The 23,999-nt window shown below is 38.0% G+C and carries 21 protein-coding genes; 16 read left to right on the top strand and 5 right to left on the bottom strand.

Features of this window, described 5'->3' with window-relative positions:
* Positions 1-15: 15 nt before the first annotated feature.
* A complete protein-coding gene (locus F1560_RS15485) occupies positions 16-1,599 on the bottom strand; it encodes a DUF6583 family protein (protein ID WP_246811943.1) in 1,584 nt (527 codons plus the stop codon).
* A 396-nt stretch (positions 1,600-1,995) separates the two neighbouring features.
* Positions 1,996-2,220: a small acid-soluble spore protein SspI gene (gene sspI / locus F1560_RS15480; RefSeq protein WP_149475549.1), complete on the bottom strand. Its 225-nt coding sequence runs from the start codon at positions 2,218-2,220 to the stop codon at positions 1,996-1,998.
* 96 nt (positions 2,221-2,316) lie between these two features.
* On the opposite strand from sspI, the gene F1560_RS15475 reads away from it, so the two are divergent.
* The 3 genes from F1560_RS15475 to pheT all read left to right on the top strand — a co-directional run bounded on the left by F1560_RS15475 (position 2,317) and on the right by pheT (position 6,953).
* A complete protein-coding gene (locus F1560_RS15475) occupies positions 2,317-3,054 on the top strand; it encodes a TrmH family RNA methyltransferase (RefSeq protein WP_149475548.1) in 738 nt (245 codons plus the stop codon).
* A gap of 407 nt (positions 3,055-3,461) precedes the next feature.
* Positions 3,462-4,496, top strand: coding sequence for a phenylalanine--tRNA ligase subunit alpha (pheS, locus tag F1560_RS15470; RefSeq protein WP_149475547.1), 1,035 nt, complete (start codon positions 3,462-3,464; stop codon positions 4,494-4,496).
* A gap of 27 nt (positions 4,497-4,523) precedes the next feature.
* Positions 4,524-6,953, top strand: a complete 2,430-nt coding sequence (gene pheT / locus F1560_RS15465) for a phenylalanine--tRNA ligase subunit beta (RefSeq protein WP_149475546.1) — start codon at positions 4,524-4,526, stop codon at positions 6,951-6,953.
* Between the two features lie 90 nt (positions 6,954-7,043).
* On the opposite strand, the gene F1560_RS15460 is transcribed toward pheT, so the two are convergent.
* Positions 7,044-7,739 (bottom strand): uracil-DNA glycosylase, encoded by a 696-nt coding sequence (locus tag F1560_RS15460; RefSeq protein ID WP_149475545.1) that lies wholly within the window; start codon positions 7,737-7,739, stop codon positions 7,044-7,046.
* A gap of 25 nt (positions 7,740-7,764) precedes the next feature.
* On the bottom strand, positions 7,765-8,706 hold the full coding sequence (rnhC, locus tag F1560_RS15455; protein ID WP_149475544.1) for a ribonuclease HIII: 942 nt from the start codon (positions 8,704-8,706) through the stop codon (positions 7,765-7,767).
* 127 nt (positions 8,707-8,833) lie between these two features.
* Between rnhC and zapA the strand changes: the two genes are divergently transcribed.
* From zapA to uvrC, 12 genes are all read left to right on the top strand, one after another.
* Positions 8,834-9,097: a cell division protein ZapA gene (gene zapA / locus F1560_RS15450; protein WP_149475543.1), complete on the top strand. Its 264-nt coding sequence runs from the start codon at positions 8,834-8,836 to the stop codon at positions 9,095-9,097.
* Positions 9,098-9,100: 3 nt separating this feature from the next.
* Positions 9,101-9,652, top strand: coding sequence for a CvpA family protein (locus F1560_RS15445; protein WP_149475542.1), 552 nt, complete (start codon positions 9,101-9,103; stop codon positions 9,650-9,652).
* A 120-nt stretch (positions 9,653-9,772) separates the two neighbouring features.
* Positions 9,773-11,491: a DNA polymerase/3'-5' exonuclease PolX gene (gene polX, locus F1560_RS15440; protein ID WP_149475541.1), complete on the top strand. Its 1,719-nt coding sequence runs from the start codon at positions 9,773-9,775 to the stop codon at positions 11,489-11,491.
* 40 nt (positions 11,492-11,531) lie between these two features.
* Positions 11,532-13,880 (top strand): endonuclease MutS2, encoded by a 2,349-nt coding sequence (locus F1560_RS15435; protein WP_149475540.1) that lies wholly within the window; start codon positions 11,532-11,534, stop codon positions 13,878-13,880.
* A 164-nt stretch (positions 13,881-14,044) separates the two neighbouring features.
* Complete coding sequence (locus F1560_RS15430) at positions 14,045-14,452, top strand: DUF350 domain-containing protein (RefSeq protein WP_149475539.1); 408 nt, start codon at positions 14,045-14,047, stop codon at positions 14,450-14,452.
* A 241-nt stretch (positions 14,453-14,693) separates the two neighbouring features.
* Positions 14,694-16,397 (top strand): long-chain-fatty-acid--CoA ligase, encoded by a 1,704-nt coding sequence (locus tag F1560_RS15425; protein ID WP_149475538.1) that lies wholly within the window; start codon positions 14,694-14,696, stop codon positions 16,395-16,397.
* 134 nt (positions 16,398-16,531) lie between these two features.
* Positions 16,532-17,116, top strand: a complete 585-nt coding sequence (locus F1560_RS15420; RefSeq protein ID WP_149475537.1) for a fatty acid metabolism transcriptional regulator FadR — start codon at positions 16,532-16,534, stop codon at positions 17,114-17,116.
* A gap of 49 nt (positions 17,117-17,165) precedes the next feature.
* Positions 17,166-17,939, top strand: coding sequence for an enoyl-CoA hydratase (locus F1560_RS15415; protein WP_149475718.1), 774 nt, complete (start codon positions 17,166-17,168; stop codon positions 17,937-17,939).
* Between the two features lie 27 nt (positions 17,940-17,966).
* A complete protein-coding gene (locus tag F1560_RS15410; RefSeq protein ID WP_149475536.1) occupies positions 17,967-18,740 on the top strand; it encodes an electron transfer flavoprotein subunit beta/FixA family protein in 774 nt (257 codons plus the stop codon).
* 234 nt (positions 18,741-18,974) lie between these two features.
* Positions 18,975-19,946: an electron transfer flavoprotein subunit alpha/FixB family protein gene (locus tag F1560_RS15405; RefSeq protein ID WP_149475535.1), complete on the top strand. Its 972-nt coding sequence runs from the start codon at positions 18,975-18,977 to the stop codon at positions 19,944-19,946.
* A 275-nt stretch (positions 19,947-20,221) separates the two neighbouring features.
* Entirely contained in the window at positions 20,222-20,536 is a 315-nt protein-coding gene (gene trxA / locus F1560_RS15400; RefSeq protein WP_095307243.1) for a thioredoxin, read from the top strand.
* Positions 20,537-20,632: 96 nt separating this feature from the next.
* Positions 20,633-22,411 (top strand): excinuclease ABC subunit UvrC, encoded by a 1,779-nt coding sequence (gene uvrC, locus F1560_RS15395; protein ID WP_149475534.1) that lies wholly within the window; start codon positions 20,633-20,635, stop codon positions 22,409-22,411.
* Between the two features lie 104 nt (positions 22,412-22,515).
* Here the strand turns inward: uvrC and F1560_RS15390 are convergent, their stop codons facing one another.
* On the bottom strand, positions 22,516-22,953 hold the full coding sequence (locus F1560_RS15390; protein WP_149475533.1) for a YslB family protein: 438 nt from the start codon (positions 22,951-22,953) through the stop codon (positions 22,516-22,518).
* Positions 22,954-23,337: 384 nt separating this feature from the next.
* On the opposite strand from F1560_RS15390, the gene F1560_RS15385 reads away from it, so the two are divergent.
* The gene (locus F1560_RS15385) at positions 23,338-23,958 is read left to right on the top strand and encodes a succinate dehydrogenase cytochrome b558 subunit (RefSeq protein ID WP_149475532.1); all 621 of its coding nucleotides are present in this window, start codon (positions 23,338-23,340) and stop codon (positions 23,956-23,958) included.
* The last annotated feature ends 41 nt before the right edge of the window (positions 23,959-23,999 follow it).

Raw genomic sequence — 23,999 nt, 5'->3', positions numbered from 1 at the left:
ATAAATTAGAACTTGTTAGAATCCCATTCCGCCACCAGCCATAATACCGAATAGCCATTGCTGGAAGCTTGGTGCTACTTCGTTTTCGAAGTATTCCTGTAGCTCTGTAGTAGACATGCTACCTAAGTCCTTCACATTATCTTCACTTAATGTTTCAACGGAATCAATTGTTTGGCCTTCCGTATTCATATTTAATGTGAACATATCTTGGCTAAAGTCTGGAGTATCTAAAGAAATTTGATGTGCTGCATTCATTTTGTCAGCCTCATACGTTGAATCTCCAGTCCAATGCAAGCTTCCGCCGCCACTAGTAGGCTCTTCAAGAGTGAACACACGGTTAAATTCACGTGTACCATCTGCAAGTGTCTCTGTTCCCTCATAGGATAGAACAATATCTTCTACTGATAGACTGATAGAATCTGTAGCTTCGTTATCCTTCCAGTTCAGATCTCCTGCAATATTCATTGTTCCTTCTTCGTATGCATCTGAGAATGCAAAGTCGTAATCAAAGAATTGTTTTTCATCTGTTAATAATTGTGTTCCTGTAATAGAAACTTTCGCAAGCTCTTCTGCATTCGCTCCCATTTCAAGAACGAATTCGCGTTGAACAATCTTTTTGTCAGCGATCCACAAAGTGGATGTTAATCCATCTGGAATCTGCAATTCTTCTAAACCATCTTTTGCTTCTGAAATGCCTGCTTCAAAATCTTCAGTAAATGTCTCCAATTCATCTTCCATATAGATACCGCCAAATTGTTGAGCAACCATTTGTTCTTTAATGATTTCTTTTAGTTTATCATCATTTTGCATCTTATCCAATACAGTAGATAAGATGTCTTTAAACTGCTGCTCAGTAAGGTGTAAGTCGATTTTTTCGGAATTAATCGATTCGCCATTCACTTCAACTGTTTCATCGCTGCTCGTAAATGCATCGTCAGGCAATTCATCATAAACCAATTTAAAATATTCATCTTCTAGGTGCGTTTTGTATTCTTCAGGGAAGATTTCTCCTGCGCTTTCAAACATTGTATCCAAACCTAGTGTTTCTTCACCAGTAAATGCTGCAGGATCTACTTGATGCAGAAGCGGGCCAAAATCTTGATCATTTAATTGTAATACTTCCTCTAGGAAAGGTACCCCAACCATAATTTTTTCGTCTGTTACAAAAACTTCGAGATCATTTATTTCCATCCCAGCGATATTCGCTGAAATCCCAGTGAAAATGTGTTTGTTTTCCATATCGGATTGAGAGTCAAGCTTTATACTAGAATTATTGATTATTGTTGCAGGATCCATACCGTATCCCATGCTTCCAGCCGCTGGATCATTGTATTCAGCAGTTAATTCAAGTGATGAAGCAGTTTTGTCGGTTTGCGTTTTTTCATACCAGTCAAATTCAGGCTGATAACGTTCCTCCACTTGTTCCATCATATAGTCCCACGTATTTTTTTCAGCAAGAAAATATGCATTCTTTGGAGAATCCTTGATTAACATAAATGCTAAGGCAGTTCCTCCAGCTAATACGATAATACCGACGATAAGTGCAATTAACCCTTTGGAAAATCCTTTTTTCTGCGTTTCATTCGTTGTACCTTCCACAAACTTACCCCTTTCTTTTCCTTCTTCTTTCTTAGTGTATTATGAATCTCTGAAACTTATAATAACAAACTGTTTCAACTTTTTATATCATTTAAAAACAAACTAGTCAAATGGAGCTAAAAAATATATGACTTACTGTAATCCAAAAGGCTTTCATTCGTCTTAAATTCAAGATAAATTAGTAGGTAAAATAACTTATTCATATGGAAAAAAAAGTAAAATAATATATGGAGTACAGGTTACTTTGTAGGAATCGTCCTAATGATTAGGTATATGTACTTATTTTAATTTGATTTGAGAGTTTAAAGGGAAGTCAGAGAGGGGATATTGGATGGAATACATCATGGATGTTTATAAGGAGGGGGAGATGTTTAGCATCATCCCCCAAACAATTAACTATTGTAAATCTTGTGTTGCAGATCTAACTCCTTGTTCTAACGCGTCAACCATTTCTTTCTTATCTTGCTCTTGCGATTGATTCCAAATTAATTCAAATAATACACCAAGACCGGGAAGCATTTTTTCTTCTCCGTTTATGGCGTCAACAATTGTTGCTTCAAGTTGCTGCTGATCATTGGTTGCGATATTGGATAGAATTGCTTTTCTTAAATTTAAATCCATGTAGACACTCCTCCACTTTTTAAACTATTGATAGTTTGACCAATGTACATAAAAATATGTATGATGGATGAAGAAATAATGAGAAGGATGAAATGAATGATTACCTCAGTAAAAAACGAAAAAGTAAAACAATGGAAAAAACTGCATAAGCGTAGAGAAAGAACACAAGCTGGTGCCTTTCTTGTTGAAGGCTTTCATTTAGTGGAGGAAGCAGTAAATAGTAATTGGACGGTTCGTGAGGTTATTATACAGGAGGACGTTGAACAACCGAGTTGGACAGACAGCTATCCAGTTGTAATAGTCAGCGAAAATGTGATGGCGCACATCACGCAAACAACTACACCACAAGGTATTATCGCTGTTATTGAGAGTTGCGAACAGACCAAGCGAAGTGGGAATCATTTGCTTCTTATTGATTCGATACAGGATCCTGGAAATTTAGGAACGATTATTCGAACTGCAGATGCTGCGGGGATGGATGGCATTCTGCTTGGAGATGGAACAGTAGATCTTTACAATGATAAAGTCATTCGTTCAACACAAGGTTCCATTTTTCATATCCCAATTTTCCATGCAAACCTCGAGGAAGTACTTTCAGATCTAAAAGAAGAAGGATTTTCAATCTGGGCAACAGCTTTAGAAAATGCTTCAAATTATAATGACATTACTCCAGAAGGAAAAGTGGCGATTATATTAGGGAATGAAGGGGCTGGAGTACAAGCTGAACTTATTAAGCAAGCAGACAGATCGGTGAAGATTCCGATTTATGGTCAAGCTGAATCATTAAATGTAAGTATTGCAGCAGGTATTCTCATGTATCACTTGAAAAGATAATCTTGCAAGTGTGTTCGAAATTATCTATAATGAATGTAATCTTAATATATAAGCAAAGAAGGAGCTCGTTCCTATTCAGGATGTGATTTAGGGAGGAAATGTCTTAGACTGGAAGCATTTCTATCGCAGGAATATGAACAATTCACTCTGGAGCTGACACTTGGACCTTTGACAAAAGTAAAGGTGTTCCGGATTCATATCCGTTATCAAGTTTAAGTTGGGCAGAATACGTATGTTTTTATCATACATAAAGTGTCAACAAGGGTGGTACCGCGAAAATAATAGCCTCGTCCCTTTTCAGGGATGAAGGCTTTTTTTAATTGTCTAAGTATAACGAAGGTATTCCACTTAGATGGCTTGGCGAATGTCAAGTTATTGTAATCACATATTCAAGGAGGTAATTATCAATGAAAGAACAATTGGAGGCTTTACAGGCCGAGGCATTGCAAAGCATCGCCACAACAGAGACGATTCGAGATTTGCAAGATATTAAAGTTGCGTATTTAGGGAAAAAGGGCTCTTTAACAGGAGTGTTACGTGGAATGGGCAAACTTTCGAAGGAAGAGCGCCCAGTTGTCGGAGAAATTGCTAACCATGTAAGAACTGCAATTACAACAGCACTTGAAGAAAAAACAGAAAAGCTAGAACAAGCAGAGTTGGAGAAACAACTTGAAGAAGAGACGATCGATGTTACGTTACCTGGCCGTCCGGTGAAGGTAGGTGGCCCTCACTTATTAACCAGTATTGTTCAAGAAATAGAGGATTTATTTATTGGCATGGGTTATGAAGTAAGGGAAGGTCCAGAAGTGGAGACGGATTACTTTAATTTTGAAGCACTGAACTTACCGAAGAACCACCCAGCTCGCGATATGCAAGATTCATTCTATATCACAAATGAATTATTGCTTCGTACGCATACATCACCAGTTCAAGCACGTACGATGCAGGAATATAACGGCGAAAAGCCTTTTAAAATGATTTGTCCTGGAAAGGTATATCGCCGTGATACAGATGATGCAACACACTCTCATCAATTTACACAAATTGAAGGGCTGTATGTAGATAAAAATGTTCGCATGAGTGATTTAAAAGGTACGTTGGATAAATTCGCTAAGAAAATGTTTGGTGAAGATCGTGAAATCCGCTTACGTCCAAGTTTCTTCCCATTCACAGAGCCTTCCGTAGAGATGGATATTTCTTGTAAGGTATGTGATGGAAAAGGATGTAGTGTATGTAAAAGTACTGGATGGATTGAGATTCTTGGTGGAGGAATGGTTCACCCTAAAGTACTCGAAATGGGCGGATATGACCCAGAGGTGTACAGCGGATTTGCATTCGGCATGGGACCTGAACGGATTGCGATGCTGAAATACGGTGTGAATGATATCCGACACTTCTATGCAAATGATATTCGATTCTTAAAGCAATACCATAAAGCATAAACGAAGAAACATAAGGAGGCATAACAATTGTTAGTATCATATAATTGGTTAAAAAAGTACGTTGATTTAGGAAATGTAACACCAGAAGAGCTTGCGGCGAAAATTACAAAATCTGGTATTGAAGTAGAAGGTGTCGAATATGTGTCAGAACAGAGTACCGATGTTGTAGTTGGTTACGTAGCGTCGTGCGAAAAACATCCAGATGCAGATAAATTGAATCTGTGCCAAGTCGATGTAGGTGAGGAGAAATTACAAATTATTTGTGGTGCACCGAATGTGGCACAAGGTCAAAAGGTTGCTGTAGCAAAGCCAGGAGCAGTTCTTCCAGGTAATTTTAAAATAAAAAAAGTAAAGCTTCGTGGCATTGAATCGAACGGTATGATTTGTTCTTTAAAGGAGCTTGGAATTGAAGAAAAATATATTCCAACAGATATTGCAGATGGTATCTTTGTTTTTCCAGAAGATGCAACAGTCGGAGAACCTGTTGATGAGCTACTTAATTTAAATGATGCAGTTCTTGAATTGGATGTTTTAGCAAATCGGGCAGATGCATTAAGCATGCTCGGTGTTGCATATGAAGTTGCAGCAATTCTTGATCAACCTGTAAAACTACCCGATGAAGCAGTTGCCGTTGAAGAATCGGAAAGTGTAAATAACTATATTTCAGTTGAGGTCGAAGCAATTGATTTAAATCCTTATTATGGAGCATTTGTTATAAAAGACGTAGAAATCAAGCCATCTCCACTATGGATGAGAAATCACCTAATGGCCGCTGGAATTCGTCCAATTAACAATGTAGTTGATATCACGAATTATGTACTCCTAGAATATGGTCAGCCATTGCATGCATTTGATTACGATAAGTTTGCTTCTGAGAAGATTGTAGTACGTCGTGCGAAAAACGATGAGACAATAACTACCTTAGATGGACAAGAACGAACATTGACAGATGAAAATCTTGTTATTACAAACGGGAAAGAACCTGTAGCTTTAGCTGGTGTCATGGGAGGTTTGGATACAGAAGTTACTGCTGAGACAACGAATGTATTACTAGAAGCGGCTTACTTCGATGCGATTACGGTTAGAAAAACAGTAAAGCAAACTGGTCTACGTAGTGAGTCAAGTACAAGGTTCGAAAAAGGTGTCGACCCAAATCGTGTTAAAAAAGCAGGAATCCGTGCATGCTTGTTACTACAGCAATATGCTGGTGGTAAAGTGGTAGCTGGAGCTGCTGAATTTGATGAACTGGAACGCACAGAGAAAGTCGTTGAAATCGATACAACGCATATTAATAACCGTCTAGGAACAGAAATGACAACAGTAGATATTGCTTCGACCCTAAAGCGACTACAATTTGACTACAAGCAAGATGCTGATCAATTCACTGTTCACGTGCCTACTCGTCGCGGTGATATTACGCTGTTTGAGGATATGCTTGAAGAAGTCGCTCGTATTTATGGCTATGATAACTTGCCATTTACATTGCCAGGAGGTACTGGACAATCTGGAGGCATAACCGAAAGGCAGCAACTGAAACGCCGGGTTAAAAACTTTATTCAAGGTGCAGGTTTAATGGAAAACTTAACCTATTCCCTTACAAATGAACAGGATGTAAAGCGCCTAATTAGCCCAGAGGTTGCTAATGTAACGACTGCGCCAGTTGCTTTAGCAATGCCAATGAGTGAGGATCATAAATATCTTCGTCTAAGTATTTTACCAGAACTATTACAGGTATTGTCCTATAACCGTGCACGTAGTCAAGTAAATCTCGGCTATTATGAAATGGGAAGTATTTTTATTTCTGCGGAAAATGAGCTAACAACACAACCAGATGAACAACTTCGTCTCTCGGGAGCACTAACAGGTACTTGGTCAGAACAGGCTTGGCAGCAGGAGAAAAAAGAGGTTGATTTCTATGTTGTGAAAGGAATTGTTGAAGGGTTATTTGACTATCTACAAATTCCAGTAACATTTAGCCAAACGAAGTTAGCTAATATGCACCCAGGAAGATGTGCATTAGTAGAAATTGAAAACAAAACCGTTGGATTCTTAGGTCAGCTTCATCCAACCCTACAAAAAGAACTTGATTTAAAAGAAACCTATGTGTTTGATCTAAATCTAGAAGAGGTCTTCACATCTTACCATGCTGTACCAGCTTATACACAGATTCCGAAGTATCCTTCTATCGCAAGAGATATTGCATTTATTTTGGACAATGATGTCAATGGTGGAGACGTGAAGCAGGTTATCGAAGAAATTGGTGCACCACTAGTTAATCGTGTCGAAATCTTTGATTTGTATCAAGGAGATAACTTGGAAGATGGCAAGAAATCCATCGCGTATAGTCTACTGTATCAACATCCAGAAAAAACATTGAAGGATGAAGAAGTGGAAGAGTCCTACCAAAAAATAATTACAGCCGTTAACGAAAAGTTCAAGGCATATGTGAGATCATAAAACAGATTAAAAAGCTTTCCTACCAGTTATGGTAGGAAAGCTTTTTTTGGTGGAAAAGGAAGCCCGCTCTCAAAATACATGCAGCAATTATCAATGACTATAATTGTCTTTAGGCGGCAATTCCCAATTTATTTCATCCAGTCCAATGTCTAGCAAAATAGCATTCGTTTTTGAATACGGCTTACTGCCGAAAAAGCCCCTATGTGCAGATAATGGACTGGGATGTGGAGCTCGAATAATGTAGTGCTTCTTCGTGTCGATTAGCTTTATTTTACTTTGTGCTGCACTTCCCCAAAGAATATAAACAACAGGCTTTGTTTTTGTATTCAATATGTCAATCACACGGTCTGTGAATGTTTCCCAACCCATCCCTCGATGGGAATGTGCTTGTCCAGCTCTTACAGTTAGAACCGTATTTAAAAGCAGAACGCCTTGCTTTGCCCAATCAACCAAATAACCATGTGCGGGAATCGGAAGCCCAAGGTCATCGTGCAATTCTTTATACATATTTCGCAGTGACGGTGGAATCTTTACTTCAGGCTGAACGGAAAAACTAAGCCCATGCGCTTGATTCGGTCCATGATAAGGATCTTGTCCAAGAATAACAACTTTAACCTGTTCAAATGGAGTGTGGTGTAGTGCATTAAAAATAGCGTGCATATCTGGATAAATCGTTTGTGTAGCATATTCCGTTTTCAAAAATGTTCGTAATTGTTCATAATAAGGTTTTTGGAACTCATTTGCTAAAAGTGGAGCCCAGTCGTTATGTAAAATCTGCTGCTTCATATTAAATCCATCCTTGATTTTGAAATTATAGATACTTCTGTGCTTTTTTCGTGTTTGCAAAATGTGTCTTTGCGTATTTATCTAAAATTGCAGCACCATTTGCTTGGATAACCTTAGCGATTGTTTGATCCACTTTAGCAGAGGCACCTTTAGGAAGATTCATACCAATTGCATCCGAAAGCTTATCCATTTCTCTAACAAAGCTTGCTCTAGCAATAATGGATGCAGTAGCAACAGCAATCGAATGGCTTTCGGCTTTTGTAATAAAATACGTTTTATCTGGAAGCTGTTGTTTCTCTGTACCAATATGTCTGCTATAAACAGCAGGTTCGCAAAATTGATCTATTAGAATCCCATCAAGCTCAACTTTGCCAATTTTATTTAATAAATTGGTAATTGCATGATGATGAAGCATTGCTTTCATTTTTCCTTGTGACCAGCCTTTTTTCTGAAGCCTATTATACTTTTCATTGTGTAAAACAAGTAACGAATATGGGATTTGAAGCTTAACAATATCCTTTGCCAACTTGGAAATAATCGGGTCTGTTAGGTTTTTCGAGTCCTTTACTCCGATTTCTTTTAGAGTTGCAATTTGGCTTTTGTTCACATAAGCAGCAGCAACGGTAATTGGTCCGAAATAGTCACCAGTTCCTGCCTCATCCGAACCAATATGACTACTCGTGAATAAGCTAGTGTCAGGGGTGAATTGCGTCTTTTTTTGCCTTTGGTTGGTGGACTTTCCAGTTGTTTGTGAAGGTGTGCTCGAGCTTGTATGCCATTTTCCTGCCTCGATCTCAGGTGCGCTCCCTTGGAAAAGAACCTTGCCAGATTTATATGCTGTTATGACAGCAGCAGTTGTTTTCGCGCGAAAAACAGCTCCTGGTGGTGTTGCAGTTAATGCGCTTTGATAATGTGATTTCATCTCATTAATTGTGGCCATCGGTAATACATGTACCTCATGTCCCATCTACATCTCTCCAATCATTGCATATATTGACTATAGCAAAATAGCTTTCATAATGAAATACTTCTTTTTAAAAGTACTTCGTGTTAATATTAAGTGAAGAATTTTTTTGTTTGCAGGAGGTAACACCATGGGCGAGGACGAGAAACAACGTATAACTTTAGATATATATAATAGACCATATACGATAGTTGGAACAGAGTCAGAAAGCCATGTTCGATTAGTCGCAGATCTTGTCGATCAAAAAATGAAAGAGCTGCATGAGAAGAATCGACAATTAGATACAACAAGATTAGCAGTTTTAACTGCAGTAAATACAATGAACGATTACCTAAAACTGAAAGAAGATTACGCAACATTATTGGGATCGCTTAGAAAGAAAGAGGATAAGTAATTTATGTTAGACTTACTATTATTAATCATGTTGCTTTTCGGGTTTTTCATGGGCTTGAAAAGAGGGTTTATTTTACAATTACTTCACTTAACTGGATACATTATCGCATTTTTTGTAGCGGTAAAATATTACGATGTATTAGGTCCAAAGCTATCACTTTGGATCCCATACCCGGAACTATCGGATGAAAGTGCATGGGCAGTTTTTCTACAATCGTTACCACTTGAGACAGCCTTTTATAATGCAATTGCCTTTGCGATTATCTTTTTCGCAGTGAAAATTGCATTACAAATTATCGCTTCCATGCTCGACTTTGTAGCTTCCATACCGATTATTAAATCCGTTAATAAAATTTTAGGTTCCGTACTAGGCTTTTTGGAAGTATATTTGATTTTATTCATCCTGCTATATATTTTAGCATTAACACCAGTTGAAACAATCCAGAACGGGATTAACAACTCGTCTGTTGCACTTTTCATTATTGAGAAAACACCATATTTCTCAGAAAAGCTACTGGAGCTTTGGTTTACCTATACAGGTGGGGAAGCCAGCTAGTAAATGAGAGACTGATTCATCGTATTAGGGATACGCTTGTATGCTATGTGCAGTGGTATGAACTAAATCGAATCAGTCTTTTTATATGAAGTACAATTACTTTGGGAATAGGTGATAGTTGTGGCAATTAATAAAAAAGATGTTATTCAATTATTAGAAAGAATAGCAATTTATCTAGAGTTAAAAGGAGAAAATCCATTTAAAACATCTGCATATCGCAAGGCAGCTCAAGGATTAGAACAAGATGATCGATCTTTAGCAGACATTGAGGATTTTACGAAAATAAAAGGGATTGGTAAAGGAACAAGTACCGTCATTGTAGAATTTATTGAACAAGGCGAATCCAAGACATTGAAGGAACTTACTGAGCAAGTTCCACCGGGGTTAATTCCGCTATTAAACTTACCTGGTCTTGGTGGGAAAAAACTTTCTAAGCTTTATCAAGAACTTGGTGTTATTGATGCGGATACATTGAAAGAAGCGTGTCTAAGCGGGAAAGTAGAAAATCTTGCAGGTTTTGGCAAAAAGACAGCAGAGAAAATTGTTGCAGCACTAGAGGAATCAGGAAAACGTCCAGAGAGACTGCCAATAGCAATCATGCTTCCGTTAGCTGAAAGAATTGAAGCGTATCTCGCTGAAATTGAAGAAATTGAATCCTTTTCACGAGCTGGAAGTCTTCGCAGAATGCGGGAAACGATAAAGGACCTTGACTTTATCATTGCAACTTCCAATCCACCTGCTGTAAGAGAAGCGCTGCTTGCCATCCCTAATTTAAAAGAAGTCATCGCTAAAGGGGACACAAAGGTATCGGTGACATTGGAGGATGTGTATGATATCAATATCGATTTCAGAATGGTCTCAAAAGCAGAGTTTGCAACGACATTGCATCACTTCACAGGTTCAAAGGATCATAATGTAGCATTAAGACAGCTTGCTAAATCTAGAGGTGAGAAAATTAGCGAATACGGAGTAGAAGTAGAGGAAACAAATGAAATGCTTACATTTTCGAATGAAACAGAATTCTTTCAACACTTTGGACTACAATTTATCCCACCAGAGGTAAGAGAAAATACGGGAGAAGTTGAAGCATTTAAAAAAGAAAAAAGATTGATTGAGCTTAACGATATAAAAGGCGATTTACATATGCATACGACATGGAGCGATGGAGGACAATCACTAGAAGAAATGGCAAACCAAGTTCGGGCAATGGGGTATGAATATATGGCAGTTACAGATCATTCCAAATACCTTCGAGTAGCAAATGGACTAGATGAATCGCGTTTATGCAAGCAACGAGAAGAAATTGCAGCATTAAATGAAAAGTGGACAGACTTTCATATTTTCGCAGGGGTAGAAATGGATATTTTACCGGACGGATCTCTTGATTTCTCTGATGATTTTCTTCGCGAAATGGATTTTGTGATCGGCGCCATTCATTCGAGTTTTAATCAATCACAAGAGAAAATTATGAAGCGACTTTATACAGCATTAGAAAATCCATATGTATCCTTAATCGCCCATCCAACCGGAAGACTAATAGGAAGACGCGCTGGATACAACGTAAATGTGGAGAATTTGATTGAAAAAGCAAAAGAAACAAATACAGCGTTAGAAATCAATGCTAATCCAAATCGACTTGATTTATCTGCTGAATGGGTGCGTAAAGCCCAAGAGGCTGGTGTAACAATCGCAATCAATACAGACGCGCATAGCTATCAAATGCTCGACCACATGTCTTATGGGGTTGGTATAGCTAGAAAAGGATGGATCCATAAAGATACTGTTATGAATACGTGGTCGAAAGAGAAACTGATGGATTATTTTAACCGTAATAAATAAAAGAATTAATAAAGAAGCCTATTTAAAGGAGTAAATAAGCATGAACGAACGGATTCTCCGTGTACTCGAATTTAAAAAAATAATAGAAAATCTATCCACACATGCAGCTACAACATTAGGAAAAGGGCTCGTATCTCAGTTAAAGCCCGCAACAGAATTAGAACAGGTTATCGAGCTGCAGGATGAAACAGACGAAGTGACCCAAATTGTTCGCTTAAATAAAGCTATTCCATTAGGGGGCATTACAGATATTCGTTCCAGCATAAAGCGTAGCGCAATCGGTGGTGTGCTTTCAACAGAGGAATGTCTAGATGTTGCCAATACCATTTATGGTGGAAGACAAGTCAAGCTGTTTGTTGATAATCTCGATCTTGAAGAAAAAGAATTACCTATTCTTGAAGGATTGGTGGAACAAATAACACCGCTTCGTGAATTAGAAATGGAAATAAAAAATTGTATTGATGACCGTGGTTATGTAATGGACAGCGCATCAGCCAGCTTACGTAGTATTAGAACCTCCATTCGTACGTTTGAGAATCGAATTCGGGAAAAATTAGAGAGCTATACAAGAAATAATAGCAATCTGCTTTCTGATGCGATCATAACGATCCGAAATGATCGTTATGTGCTTCCGGTTAAGCAAGAGTATCGAGGTGCAATTGGTGGAATCGTCCATGATCAATCTTCCTCAGGGCAAACATTGTTCATGGAGCCTAAAGCTATTGTCGACTTAAATAATCAATTGCACGGAGCGATTACAAAAGAAAAGCAGGAAATTGACCGGATTTTAAGAGAATTAAGTCAGAAGATCGCAGCTGAGGAGCATGATTTAGATCAAAATGTCACCATACTCGGACAAATTGATTTCATTTTTGCGCGTGCTAAATTAGGTCAAGAAATGAAAGCTGCCCGACCAAAAATGAATAATCATGGATTTATTCAAATGAAGCAGGCAAGACATCCATTAATTCCAATCGATGAAGTGGTTGCAAATGATGTGGAGATTGGAAAAACGTATTCCTCGATTGTAATTACCGGCCCGAACACGGGAGGGAAGACAGTCACATTGAAAATGGTTGGTCTTTGTACATTAATGGCCCAATCGGGATTACAAGTACCAGCACTCGATGGCTGTGAGCTCGCAGTATTCAACGAAGTGTTTGCAGATATCGGGGATGAACAGTCGATTGAACAGAATTTAAGTACATTTTCATCCCATATGACAAATATTGTAGATATTATCAAACATGTAGATGATCGATCACTTGTACTTTTCGATGAGCTTGGTTCAGGAACAGACCCACAGGAAGGTGCAGCACTAGCGATGGCAATTCTCGATGAAGTTGTATCTCGTGATGCGCGTGTCATTGCAACAACACATTATCCAGAGTTAAAAGCATATGGATACAATCGCAGCAACGTTGTCAATGCATCCGTTGAATTTAATGTTGAAACCCTACAGCCTACCTACCGATTGCTTATCGGTGTACCCGGTCGAAGCAACGCATTTGAAATATCGAACCGGTTAGGCTTGGAAAGTCGTATTATCGAACGGGCGAAAGGACTTGTCGGTGTCGATTCGAAAAATGTTGAGACAATGATCGCTTCTTTAGAAAAATCTCATCTTGAGGCGGAACGAGATTATGAAAAGGCCCACGAAGTACTACTTGAAACCGAGAAATTACGAGAAGATATCGCAAAAGAATGGAAGCAATTAGAGCAAAAGAAAGAAGAGCTATATAAAAAAGCAGAAGAAAAGGCAGAAAAAGCACTAACGAAAGCTCGAAAAGAGGCAGAGCGAATTGTTAGTGAGATCCGTCAAATGAAATCAAATGTATCTCTAAAAGAACATGAGTGGATTGAAGCTAAGAAAATGCTTGAGGAAGCTCAGCCGCACCTAACGAAAAAGCAAACGAAACAGCCTGACAAAAAAGCTGCTGAACAAAAAGAGCTTCAGCCAGGTGATGAAATTAAATTATTAACCGTAAATCAAAAAGGTGAAGTTTTAGAAAAAGTAAGTGATAATGAGTTTTTAGTTCAAGTAGGAATCATGAAGGTTAAAGTGAAACGACATGAATTGCAGTTTCTCGGAAAACCAAAGCAAACAATGGATAAACCAGTAGCTACGATTAAAGGATCGAATTATCATGTAAGTACAGAGTTGGATTTGCGTGGAGAGCGCTATGAGGATGCCTTGTTAAAATTGGAAAAGTATATCGATGATGTCCTATTAGCTGGCTATCCGAAAGCTTCTATTATTCATGGTAAAGGAACTGGCGCTTTAAGAAAAGGAGTCCAGGAATTTGTAAAACGACATCCTCAAATTAAAAATGCACAGTCTGGTGGAAGTGGTGAAGGCGGAAGCGGCGTAACCGTGCTTGAATTTTGATGGGCTTGCAAAAATCACCTAGCAATAACCGGATTTTGATGCAATCTATTCATATTCTCCTTTTACAGTTAGGGAAGTATACAGCTTTCTTAACTGTATCAGTAGAATTAAAGAAATTTTCAAAGAGGACGAATATACAAATGAAATAGGAGAGGTCGACTGTTATGGAAGGATTTTGGGAACATGTCATCGTAGTTACAGCAGCTCGCTACAGTGTATTTGTTTTATGTACACTTGTGTTTTTAGCAGTATTTGAACTGGTAACATCCTATAAAAATTGGGAAGAGATAAAAAAAGGTAATCTTGCTGTTGCGATGGCAACGGGAGGAAAGTTATTTGGAATCGCAACGATTTTCCGTTATTCGATTGAACATAATGATTCTTTATTGCAGTCTGTTGGATGGGGAGTACTTGGGTTTGTTTTATTATTAATGGGTTACCTCATGTTCGAATTTCTTACACCAATTATGAAAGTTGATGAAGAAATCGGAAATGGAAATAAGGCTGTTGGCTTCATTTCGATGATTATATCTGTCGGACTAGCATTTGTTATCGGAGCAAGTATTGGATAAAGAGAGGGGAGACCAACAGTGGTACTAGATCGATTAGCAAAAATATTATTTGTTGTAGCAGTTATTTTTGTAGTGGTAGGTATTTTTTACTTGATTTAAGCGGTTGTTCAATGGCACGCTTCTCACTCACTCCTCTTTTATTTTGATACATAATAAAAAATCAAAAATTAATTAAAAAGATTTCAAAAAATAGAAATTAATCGGTATAATAGTTATAGTATAGTATAAAGGGGAGTGAAAAATGAAATTTAACCGAAAATGGCATGAACATTACCCGTCTGAAATACCTACGTCAATGGAGTATGAGAAAAAAGCCCTGCATGTTTACCTGGAAGAAAGTGCTAAAGCGTACAAAGAAAAGAAAGCGCTTTATTTTATGAGGAAGGAGCTTTCCTATAACGAATTGTTTGTAAAATCCAAACAAATGGCGAACTATTTACAGTCCCTCGGAGTGAGAAAGGGGGATAAAGTAGCCATTATGCTGCCGAACTGTCCGCAGGCAGTGATTAGCTATTATGGAATTCTTATGGCCGGAGGAATTGTTGTTCAGACAAACCCACTGTACACAGAACGCGAATTGGAATATCAGCTAAATGATTCTGGTACTTCGGTGATTATTTGTTTGGATATTCTACTTCCACGGGTAACAAAAGTAAAAGGAAATACGGAATTAAAGCATACGATTGTTACAGGAATAAAAGACTACTTGCCATTTCCGAAGAACCTAATTTATCCGTTTATCCAGAAGCGAGAGTATAATATGGTCGTAAAAGTAGAACAAAGTGCGGACACCCATGTATGGCAGTTAATTATGGAAAAGGCACCTTCAGACTATCTGGAGCCAGAGATAGACCCAGTTGAGGACCTAGCATTATTGCAATATACAGGTGGTACAACTGGTCATCCGAAAGGGGTTATGCTTACGCATTATAACCTTACATCGAATGTTGAAATGTGTGAGAGCTGGTTGTATAAAACGGAAAACGGCAGTGAAATCGTGATGGGCGTACTCCCGTTCTTCCATGTATATGGGATGACGACTGTCATGAATTTATCTATTAAGCAAGGTTCAAAAATGATTCTCATGCCAAAGTTCAATGCGCTTGATGTACTTAAGGCAATTGATAAACAGAAGCCGACCTTATTTCCTGGTGCCCCGACCATTTATGTTGCTTTATTGAACCATCCAGAATTGAATAAATACGATCTTTCATCGATTAAAGCCTGCATTAGTGGATCAGCTCCATTACCAATTGAGATACAGGAGCAGTTTGAAAAGGTAACTGGAGGAAAGCTAGTTGAAGGTTACGGATTAACTGAATCGTCACCAGTAACGCACGCGAATTTTGTCTGGGAAAATCGTGTTAATGGTAGCATTGGCGTACCGTGGCCTGACACAGATTGTAAAATATTCAAAATGGACGCAATCGAAGAAGAAGCTGAAGTTGGGGAAGTTGGGGAGATTGCTGTAAAAGGTCCACAAATCATGAAAGGCTATTGGAATAACCAAGAAGAGACGGATAATGTATTAAAAGACGGATGGTTATTTACGGGAGATTTAGGTTATATGAATGAAGAAGGATACTTTTATATTGTTGATCGTAAAAAGGATATGATTATTGCGGGAGGATATAATATTTATCCACGTGAAGTCGAAGAGGTACTTTACGAGCATGAAGGTATTCAAGAAGCAGTTGTAGCAGGTATTCCAGATGCTTATCGCGGAGAGACAGTTAAAGCGTATATCGTGCTGAAAGAAGGTTACAGTCTCACTGAGGAAGCGTTAAATGAATATTGCAGAAAACATCTCGCAGCATACAAAGTTCCCCGAATATACGAATTTCGCAAAGAGCTTCCTAAAACTGCAGTCGGTAAAATCTTACGTAGGAAGTTAATTGACGAAGAGGTAGACAAACAGACGCAAGAATCCGTAACAACGATTTGAGCCTCGTGCTCTTTTTTCTTTAGTTGATAATGGACAAGGTTGTTATTGACAGAATAATCTGTAGGAGTTACAATAAAATTATGAATGACTATTCACTCAGTTTGTGGGGTTAAACACATCTTAGGAGAAGACGCATGAAAAATAATAAACCGAAATATAACCAAATAATAGAAGCAGCGGTAAAAGTTATCGCAGAAAATGGCTATCATGGATCCCAAGTATCTAAAATTGCTAAAGCAGCTGGTGTTGCAGATGGTACGATCTATCTTTATTTTAAAAATAAAGAAGATGTACTTGTATCTGTTTTTGAAGAGAAGATGGGGGAATTTATTAAGCGGATCGAAGAATCAACCAATCTAAAGCAGAATGCAAATGAGAAATTATTTACATTGATCCAGATGCATTTTGAACAGCTTTCTGCTGATTATCATTTAGCGATTGTTACCCAGCTAGAATTAAGGCAATCCAATTATGACCTCCGGATTCAAATCAATAACGTTTTAAAACGATATTTAACTGTCTTAGACAATATCCTTAAAGAAGGAATTGAGCAACGGTTGTTCCGGGATGATATAACGATTCCATTAGTACGGCAAATGATATTTGGTACCTTAGATGAAATCGTAACAAATTGGGTTATGAATGAGCAGAAGTATGATCTTAAGAGTCAAGTACCAGCCGTTCATGATTTATTAATGAAAGGGCTTTCTCGAGGTTGAAAACGAAACAAATTATTTCTCATGTATATAGAAGGAGGATATGAATAAATTGACAATGATCACGTATGAAGTTGAAGGAAATGTAGCACACTTAACGATTAAAAGTCCACCTGCAAATGCATTATCACGCGGACTTCTAAAAGATCTAAGTGAACAGCTTGACCGAATTGAACAAGAAAATAGTGTAAAAGCTGTTGTGTTAAAAGGGGAGGGGAGATTTTTCTCTGCAGGAGCGGATATCAAAGAATTTACCGAATTACAGAATGCATCCGATTATACATCACTTGCGACAAACGGTCAGCGTGTTTTTAGTCGAATGGAGCAGTTTCCTATACCGATTATTGCGGCAATTCATGGTGCAGCATTAGGTGGAGGATTGGAACTAGCGATGGCTTGTCATATCCGCCTCGTAACAGAGAAGACAAAACTTGGCTTACCAGAGGTGAATCTTGGAATTATACCTGGGTTTGCAGGAACGCAGCGCTTGCCTAGATATGTTGGTGCTGCAAAAGCATATGAAATGATACTTACTGGTGAACCAATAAATGGAAAGCAGGCAGTTGAATGGGGACTTGCAAACCATGTAGTCGCTGAAGAAAATCTTTTGAACGAAGCTACGAAACTAGCAGAGAAGATAGCAGCTAAAAGTAAGCCTGCTATTCAGCATATTATGCATCTTGTTTCTGTATCAAAAACAGAAGCATTTTCCAAAGGAGAAGAAGAAGAAGCGAAGGCTTTTTCACAAGTGTTTGGAAATGAGGATGCAGGAGAAGGAATCCAAGCCTTTTTAGAAAAGCGTCAAGCTAATTTTCTAGATAAATAATAGTTTAATTGATTAGGAGGATACTAGATGAATATTTATGTGCTTTTAAAGAAGACATTTGATACAGAAGAAAAAATTACTGTATCTGGTGGTGCTATTGAGGATGATGGTGCTGAGTTCATCATTAACCCATATGATGAGTATGCGGTTGAAGAAGCAATTACACAGCGTGATGCGCATGGTGGTGAAGTAACCGTAGTCACAGTTGGGGACGAGGACTCTGAAAAACAGTTGCGTACAGCCTTAGCAATGGGAGCAGATAAAGCAGTGTTAATTAATACAGAAGAAGACTTAGAAGAAGGTGACTCTTTTACAACCGTAAAAATTTTAGAAGCTTTCTTTGAAGATAAAGAAGTCGACCTAATTCTAGCTGGAAACGTGGCAATTGATGAAGCTAGCGGGCAGGTGGGACCACGATTAGCTGAATTACTTGGATTCCCATATGTTACAACCATTACGAACCTGGAAATTCAGGATAAGACCGTTACGATTGAAAAGGACGTTGAGGGTGATGTAGAAATCCTTGAAACAAGCTTGCCTTTATTAGTAACTTGTCAACAAGGCTTAAACGAACCACGTTATCCATCGCTTCCAGGGATTATGAAAGCAAAGAAAAAGCCATTGGAAGAACTTGAAATTGACGATTTAGACTTAGATGAAGATGATGTGGAAGCAAAAACGAAAACAATCGACATTTATTTACCGCCTGAAAAGGAAGCTGGAAGAGTGCTAGAAGGCGAAATATCGGATCAGGTTAATGAGTTAGTATCGCTACTTAAAAATGAAAAGAAAGTATTGTAAAGCCATAAAAACGAGTTCAAAAAGAAGATAACAAGGATCGCGAAGTTCGAGGCGGTGAAGCTCCTCGTAGCGGAACGTATGTAATTAATACGTGAGGAAGGGGCTTATACAGGATGTACTGACTTCGACGTTCGACACAGGACGTGTCGGTAGTTAGTCGAAGGCCCCTTGTACGATGTGTCATTTTTACTGGACTTTTTGAACAACCTCTTTAAGGATGAAAGGAGTAATGACATGAGTGATAAATATATAGTAGTTAGTGAAGCGAGAGACGGGGAATTACGTCATGTATCATTTGAAGCAATCGCAGCAGCAAAAGAAATTAATTCTGATGCTGAAATCGTTGGTGTAGTTGTTGGTGATGGCAGTTTGGAAGACTCGGCAAAGGAACTAATTTATTATGGTGCAGATCGTGTAATCAGTGTTTCGCATGAAAAGTTGAAAACGTATACATCAGAAGGCTATGGGCAAGCGATAATGGCCATTGTTAATGATGAAAATCCATCCGGTATCGTTATGGGTCATACTTCTATTGGGAAAGACTTATCTCCGAAGTTAGCGAGTAAATTAGAGACCGGGCTCATTTCAGATGCTGTTGCAATTGAGAAGGACGGAGATCAGTCCGTATTTATTCGTCCAATTTATTCAGGTAAAGCTTTTGAAAAGAAGATTATTACTAATGGAATTACCTTTGTGACAATTCGACCGAATAATATCGCGGCACTAGAAAAAGACGAATCGCGCTCTGGAGATATTAGCACGAAAAGTGTGGATGTAACAGATATCCGAACAATCGTAAAAGATGTTGTTCGTAAAGCTGCTAAAGGAGTCGACTTATCAGAAGCAAATGTAATTATTGCAGGTGGTCGTGGTGTTAAAAGCGAAGATGGATTTAAGCCATTATATGAGCTTGCAGAGGTTTTAGGTGGAGCAGTTGGTGCTTCACGCGGGGCTTGTGACGCAGAGTATTGTGATTACGCTTTACAAATTGGGCAGACTGGAAAAGTTGTAACACCGGATCTCTACATTGCGGTTGGAATCTCAGGTGCTATCCAGCATTTGGCTGGGATGTCTAACTCTAAGGTAATTGTTGCAATCAATAAAGATCCCGAAGCAAATATCTTCAATATTGCTGATTATGGAATCGTTGGTGATTTATTTGAAGTAATTCCACTATTGATTGAGGAAATTAAAAAAGTAAAATAACCCTTTGGGGCTGGGACATAACGAAAGTGTTAAACGTTAAAAAAAGAACGATGCACAAACTTAGCTCCGGAAATATACTCCGCGTATCCAGCGGAGATATTTCCGGAGCAAGTTCTTTTCGCCAAGCATGTTCGGATTTTATACGATAAAAACACTTATGTCTTGGCCTCATCTTTTTTTATCAATTGAAGCAAACTATTAGGAAGTATATACATCAGGTGATATACTCATAATAAGATTCACTTAATCTTGACTTTATTAGGAGGTATATAATAATGGCAATTAAAAATGTATCAGATCAAAACTTCGCACAAGAAACTTCTAAAGGACTTGTATTAGCTGATTTTTGGGCACCATGGTGTGGACCATGTAAAATGATTGCTCCAGTATTAGAAGAAATTGATGGAGAAATGGAAGAAAAAGTTCAAATCGTTAAGTTAGATGTGGACGAAAATCAGGAAACTGCTGGTAAGTTCGGTGTAATGAGTATTCCAACACTACTATTATTCAAAGATGGTAATGTAGTGGACCAAGTAGTAGGTTTCCAACCGAAAGAAGCTTTAGTAGACTTAATTAACAAACACGCGTAAAACGTGTATAATAAAAGTAGAACAAATCCCTTGTTACGAATGTGACAAGGGATTTTCTAAAGAAAAAGGGGATTACTTAAAGGATTTGAATGCAGAATGAATGAAACGATAAAAAGCAAACTGGCTATATTGCCAGCACAGCCGGGCTGTTATTTGATGAAGGACAGGCACGGAGTCATTATATATGTCGGTAAATCAAAAATGTTGAAAAATCGAGTTCGCTCTTACTTTAGGGGTGCGAATGACCGGAAAACGCAACGTCTTGTACAAGATATAGTGGACTTTGAATACTTTGTAACTTCTTCTGAAATCGAAGCACTTATACTTGAAATGAACTTAATTAAAAAATATGACCCGAAATACAATGTAATGCTAAAGGATGATAAGTCTTATCCATATTTGAAAATTACATCGGAACGGCATCCGCGTTTACTCATTACACGCAAAGTTAATAAGGATAAAGGAAAATATTTCGGTCCGTATCCAAATGTCTTGGCTGCGAGAGAAACAAAGAAGTTGCTTGATCGACTTTACCCACTAAGGAAGTGTAATAATCCAGCAGGACGCCCTTGCTTATATTATCATATGCATCAATGCAAGGCATGCAGTGAAAATCCCCCATCAAAAGAGGAATATCAATCCATTGTTCAGGAAATTACTTCCTTTCTACAAGGTGGATTTAAGGATATTAAGTCGAGAATCACTACGAAAATGTATGATGCGAGTGAGCAGCTTCAATTTGAACGTGCGAAGGAATTGCGTGACCAAATTCAGCATATTGAAATCGTAATGGAACAACAGAAAATGACGATGAATGATCGAGTGGATCGAGACATATTTGGCTATAGTTACGATAAAGGTTGGATGTGTATTCAAGTCTTCTTTGTGAGACAAGGGAAGTTGATTGAAAGAGATGTAACAGTTTTCCCGTTTTTTGATGATCATGAAGAAGCTTTTATTAGCTTTATTGGAAGATTTTATTTACATGAAAATCACTTAAAACCAAAAGAAATTCTCGTCCCAATTGGTACGCAAGATGAGTTGCTTAGAAAGCTACTCGAAATCGATGTGCATACACCATTGCGCGGAAGGAAAAAAGAACTGGTCGAGCTAGCTACAAAAAATGCTGAAATTGCTTTAGAAGAAAAGTTTCTATTAATTGAACGAGATGAAGAACGAACGATTCAAGCTGTTGAGAAGTTAGGAGAAAGACTTCATATTGAAACACCTCGTCGAATTGAGGCATTTGATAATTCCAATATTCAAGGGACAGATCCGGTATCAGCGATGATCGTTTTTGAAGATGGCAAACCGAATAAAAAAGCATATCGTAAATATAAAATTAAAGATGTAGAAGGACCGGACGATTATGAAACCATGCGCGAAGTAATTCGCAGAAGATATACAAGAGTATTGAAAGAAAATCTGCCACTACCTGATTTAGTTATTGTTGATGGTGGAAAAGGTCAAATGTCAGCAGCATTAGATGTATTGGAAAATGAGCTTGGTCTTGATATTCCGCTTGCAGGACTTGCTAAAGATGATAAACATAAAACAAGTGAGTTACTGTATGGATTGCCTCCCATTGTCGTTCCACTAGAACGACAATCTCAAGAATTTTATCTTGTACAGCGTATCCAGGATGAAGTACACCGTTTTGCCATTACATTTCATCGTCAGCTTCGCGGTAAAAATTTATTCCAATCGGAGTTAGATAAAATACCTGGAGTTGGAGAGAAGCGGAGAAAGTTATTGTTAACACATTTCAAAACGGTAAATGAAATTCGGAATGCGGAAATAACAGACATTACAAAATTGGGGATTCCTAGTAATATAGCAGAAATTGTGATTAGTCACCTAAATAAAGAAGATTAACAGAAAAGGCAGAAGCACGTTTTATATAACATGCTTCTGCCTTTTCAATGATAAGCCACACTGCGCTGGTAAAACTATATGTTGCGTACGAATGGTTTTGTAATTTAATTTGTTATGAAAACGGAAAACTCAATTTGATGAATGCGTTTGTTGGTTTCCTCTACACATTCACACTCGATTCCTTCTACTTGTTGAATAGCTTCTGCTAGAAATCCAGCTTCAAGACGAAAGTCAACATGGAAAGGAGCGTTTAACCGTAAAACGACGGAGTCAGATAATAAGTGAAAAACAAACATTTTTTTATCCTGTTTGATCAAGTCTAGTGTTCCCCAGCCAAGTTTTTCGAAGAGATATACAACATCGTCAAGTGTCGTAATTTCAAACTTACGTGCCAGATTTCTTCCCATAAAATAAAGGATTGGCTCTGTTTCTTGTCCAAGTAGGTCAGGTAAGCTTACATAACGCAGGATGTCGTAGCCAGCCCCTGGTGTGTGTAATTCTTCAAGATGTGACAGATTTAATGGTTGATGCTTTTTTGACATCCTTTTCATCCTCTCTAACAAATACAAAATAGTTTCCTTTCTCACTAGGAATACGATCAGAAGAGCTACCCATATTATCTATTTAAATTGATAAAAAAACAAGTCATGCTATTCATTTTTACATATTCTCAATTAAAATAACAGTCTGTTATCCATTATTTTAGTGGGAAAGTGCAAACTTATTGAACTAGAAATCTCGACTCTAGGTAACTCTAATTGAGAATCTAGTTTTCTTGACGCTTTTTGTAGTTAGAAGTACAATTAATGTGTTGCGAATTTGTGCTATTTTATAAAGTTCTGCTTTTTTAAATAAAAGCGCTTCACTGCTTTGTAAATAGCTACATATTTATTTTAAATTATTGAATGAGACTAAGGGGGGTAAACATGGCAGAGCATCGTGAGTTTTTTTACAGAAGATTGCATTCATTGTTAGGTGTTGTTCCAATCGGTCTTTTTATGGTTCAGCATTTAGTAATCAATCATTTTGCTGTGTATGGAGAAGAGAGTTTTAATCGGGCAGCAGGATTTATGGCAGGGCTTCCATTTGTATTGCTATTGGAAATCTTCGTTATCTATCTACCAATTTTGTTTCACGCAATCTTAGGGGTATATATTGTTTTTGTTGCACGAAACAATACGAGAACTTATGGCTTCTTCCGTAACTGGATGTTTAGGTTGCAGCGAATCACTGGTATTGTAACGCTTGTTTTCATTGCATGGCATGTATGGGAAACGAGAGTGCAAATCGGCTTAGGTAATGCAGACCTTGATTACAGCTTGATGGAAGGGATTTTAACAAACCCGTTCATGTTCTGGTTCTACGTTATTGGGGTAGTTTCCGCAGTATTTCACTTTGCTAATGGTTTATGGAGCTTTTTGGTTTCATGGGGCATTACGCAGTCACCGAAATCGCAGAAGATTGCTACATATGCTGTAATCGTTGTCTTTTTTGCAGTCAGCTATCTCGGTGTTAGAACATTGATTCAATTTGCGTACGGTGTTTAATAGAAGGAAGAACCTCTAGAAAGAGAATAGGAGTGAGCTAA

Origin of the sequence: Oceanobacillus polygoni (assembly GCF_008304605.1) — a bacterium.
Lineage (GTDB): Bacteria > Bacillota > Bacilli > Bacillales > Amphibacillaceae > Oceanobacillus > Oceanobacillus polygoni.
The sequence above is the reverse complement of the archived record's forward strand: the minus strand, read 5'-3'. Positions and strand labels throughout refer to the sequence as shown.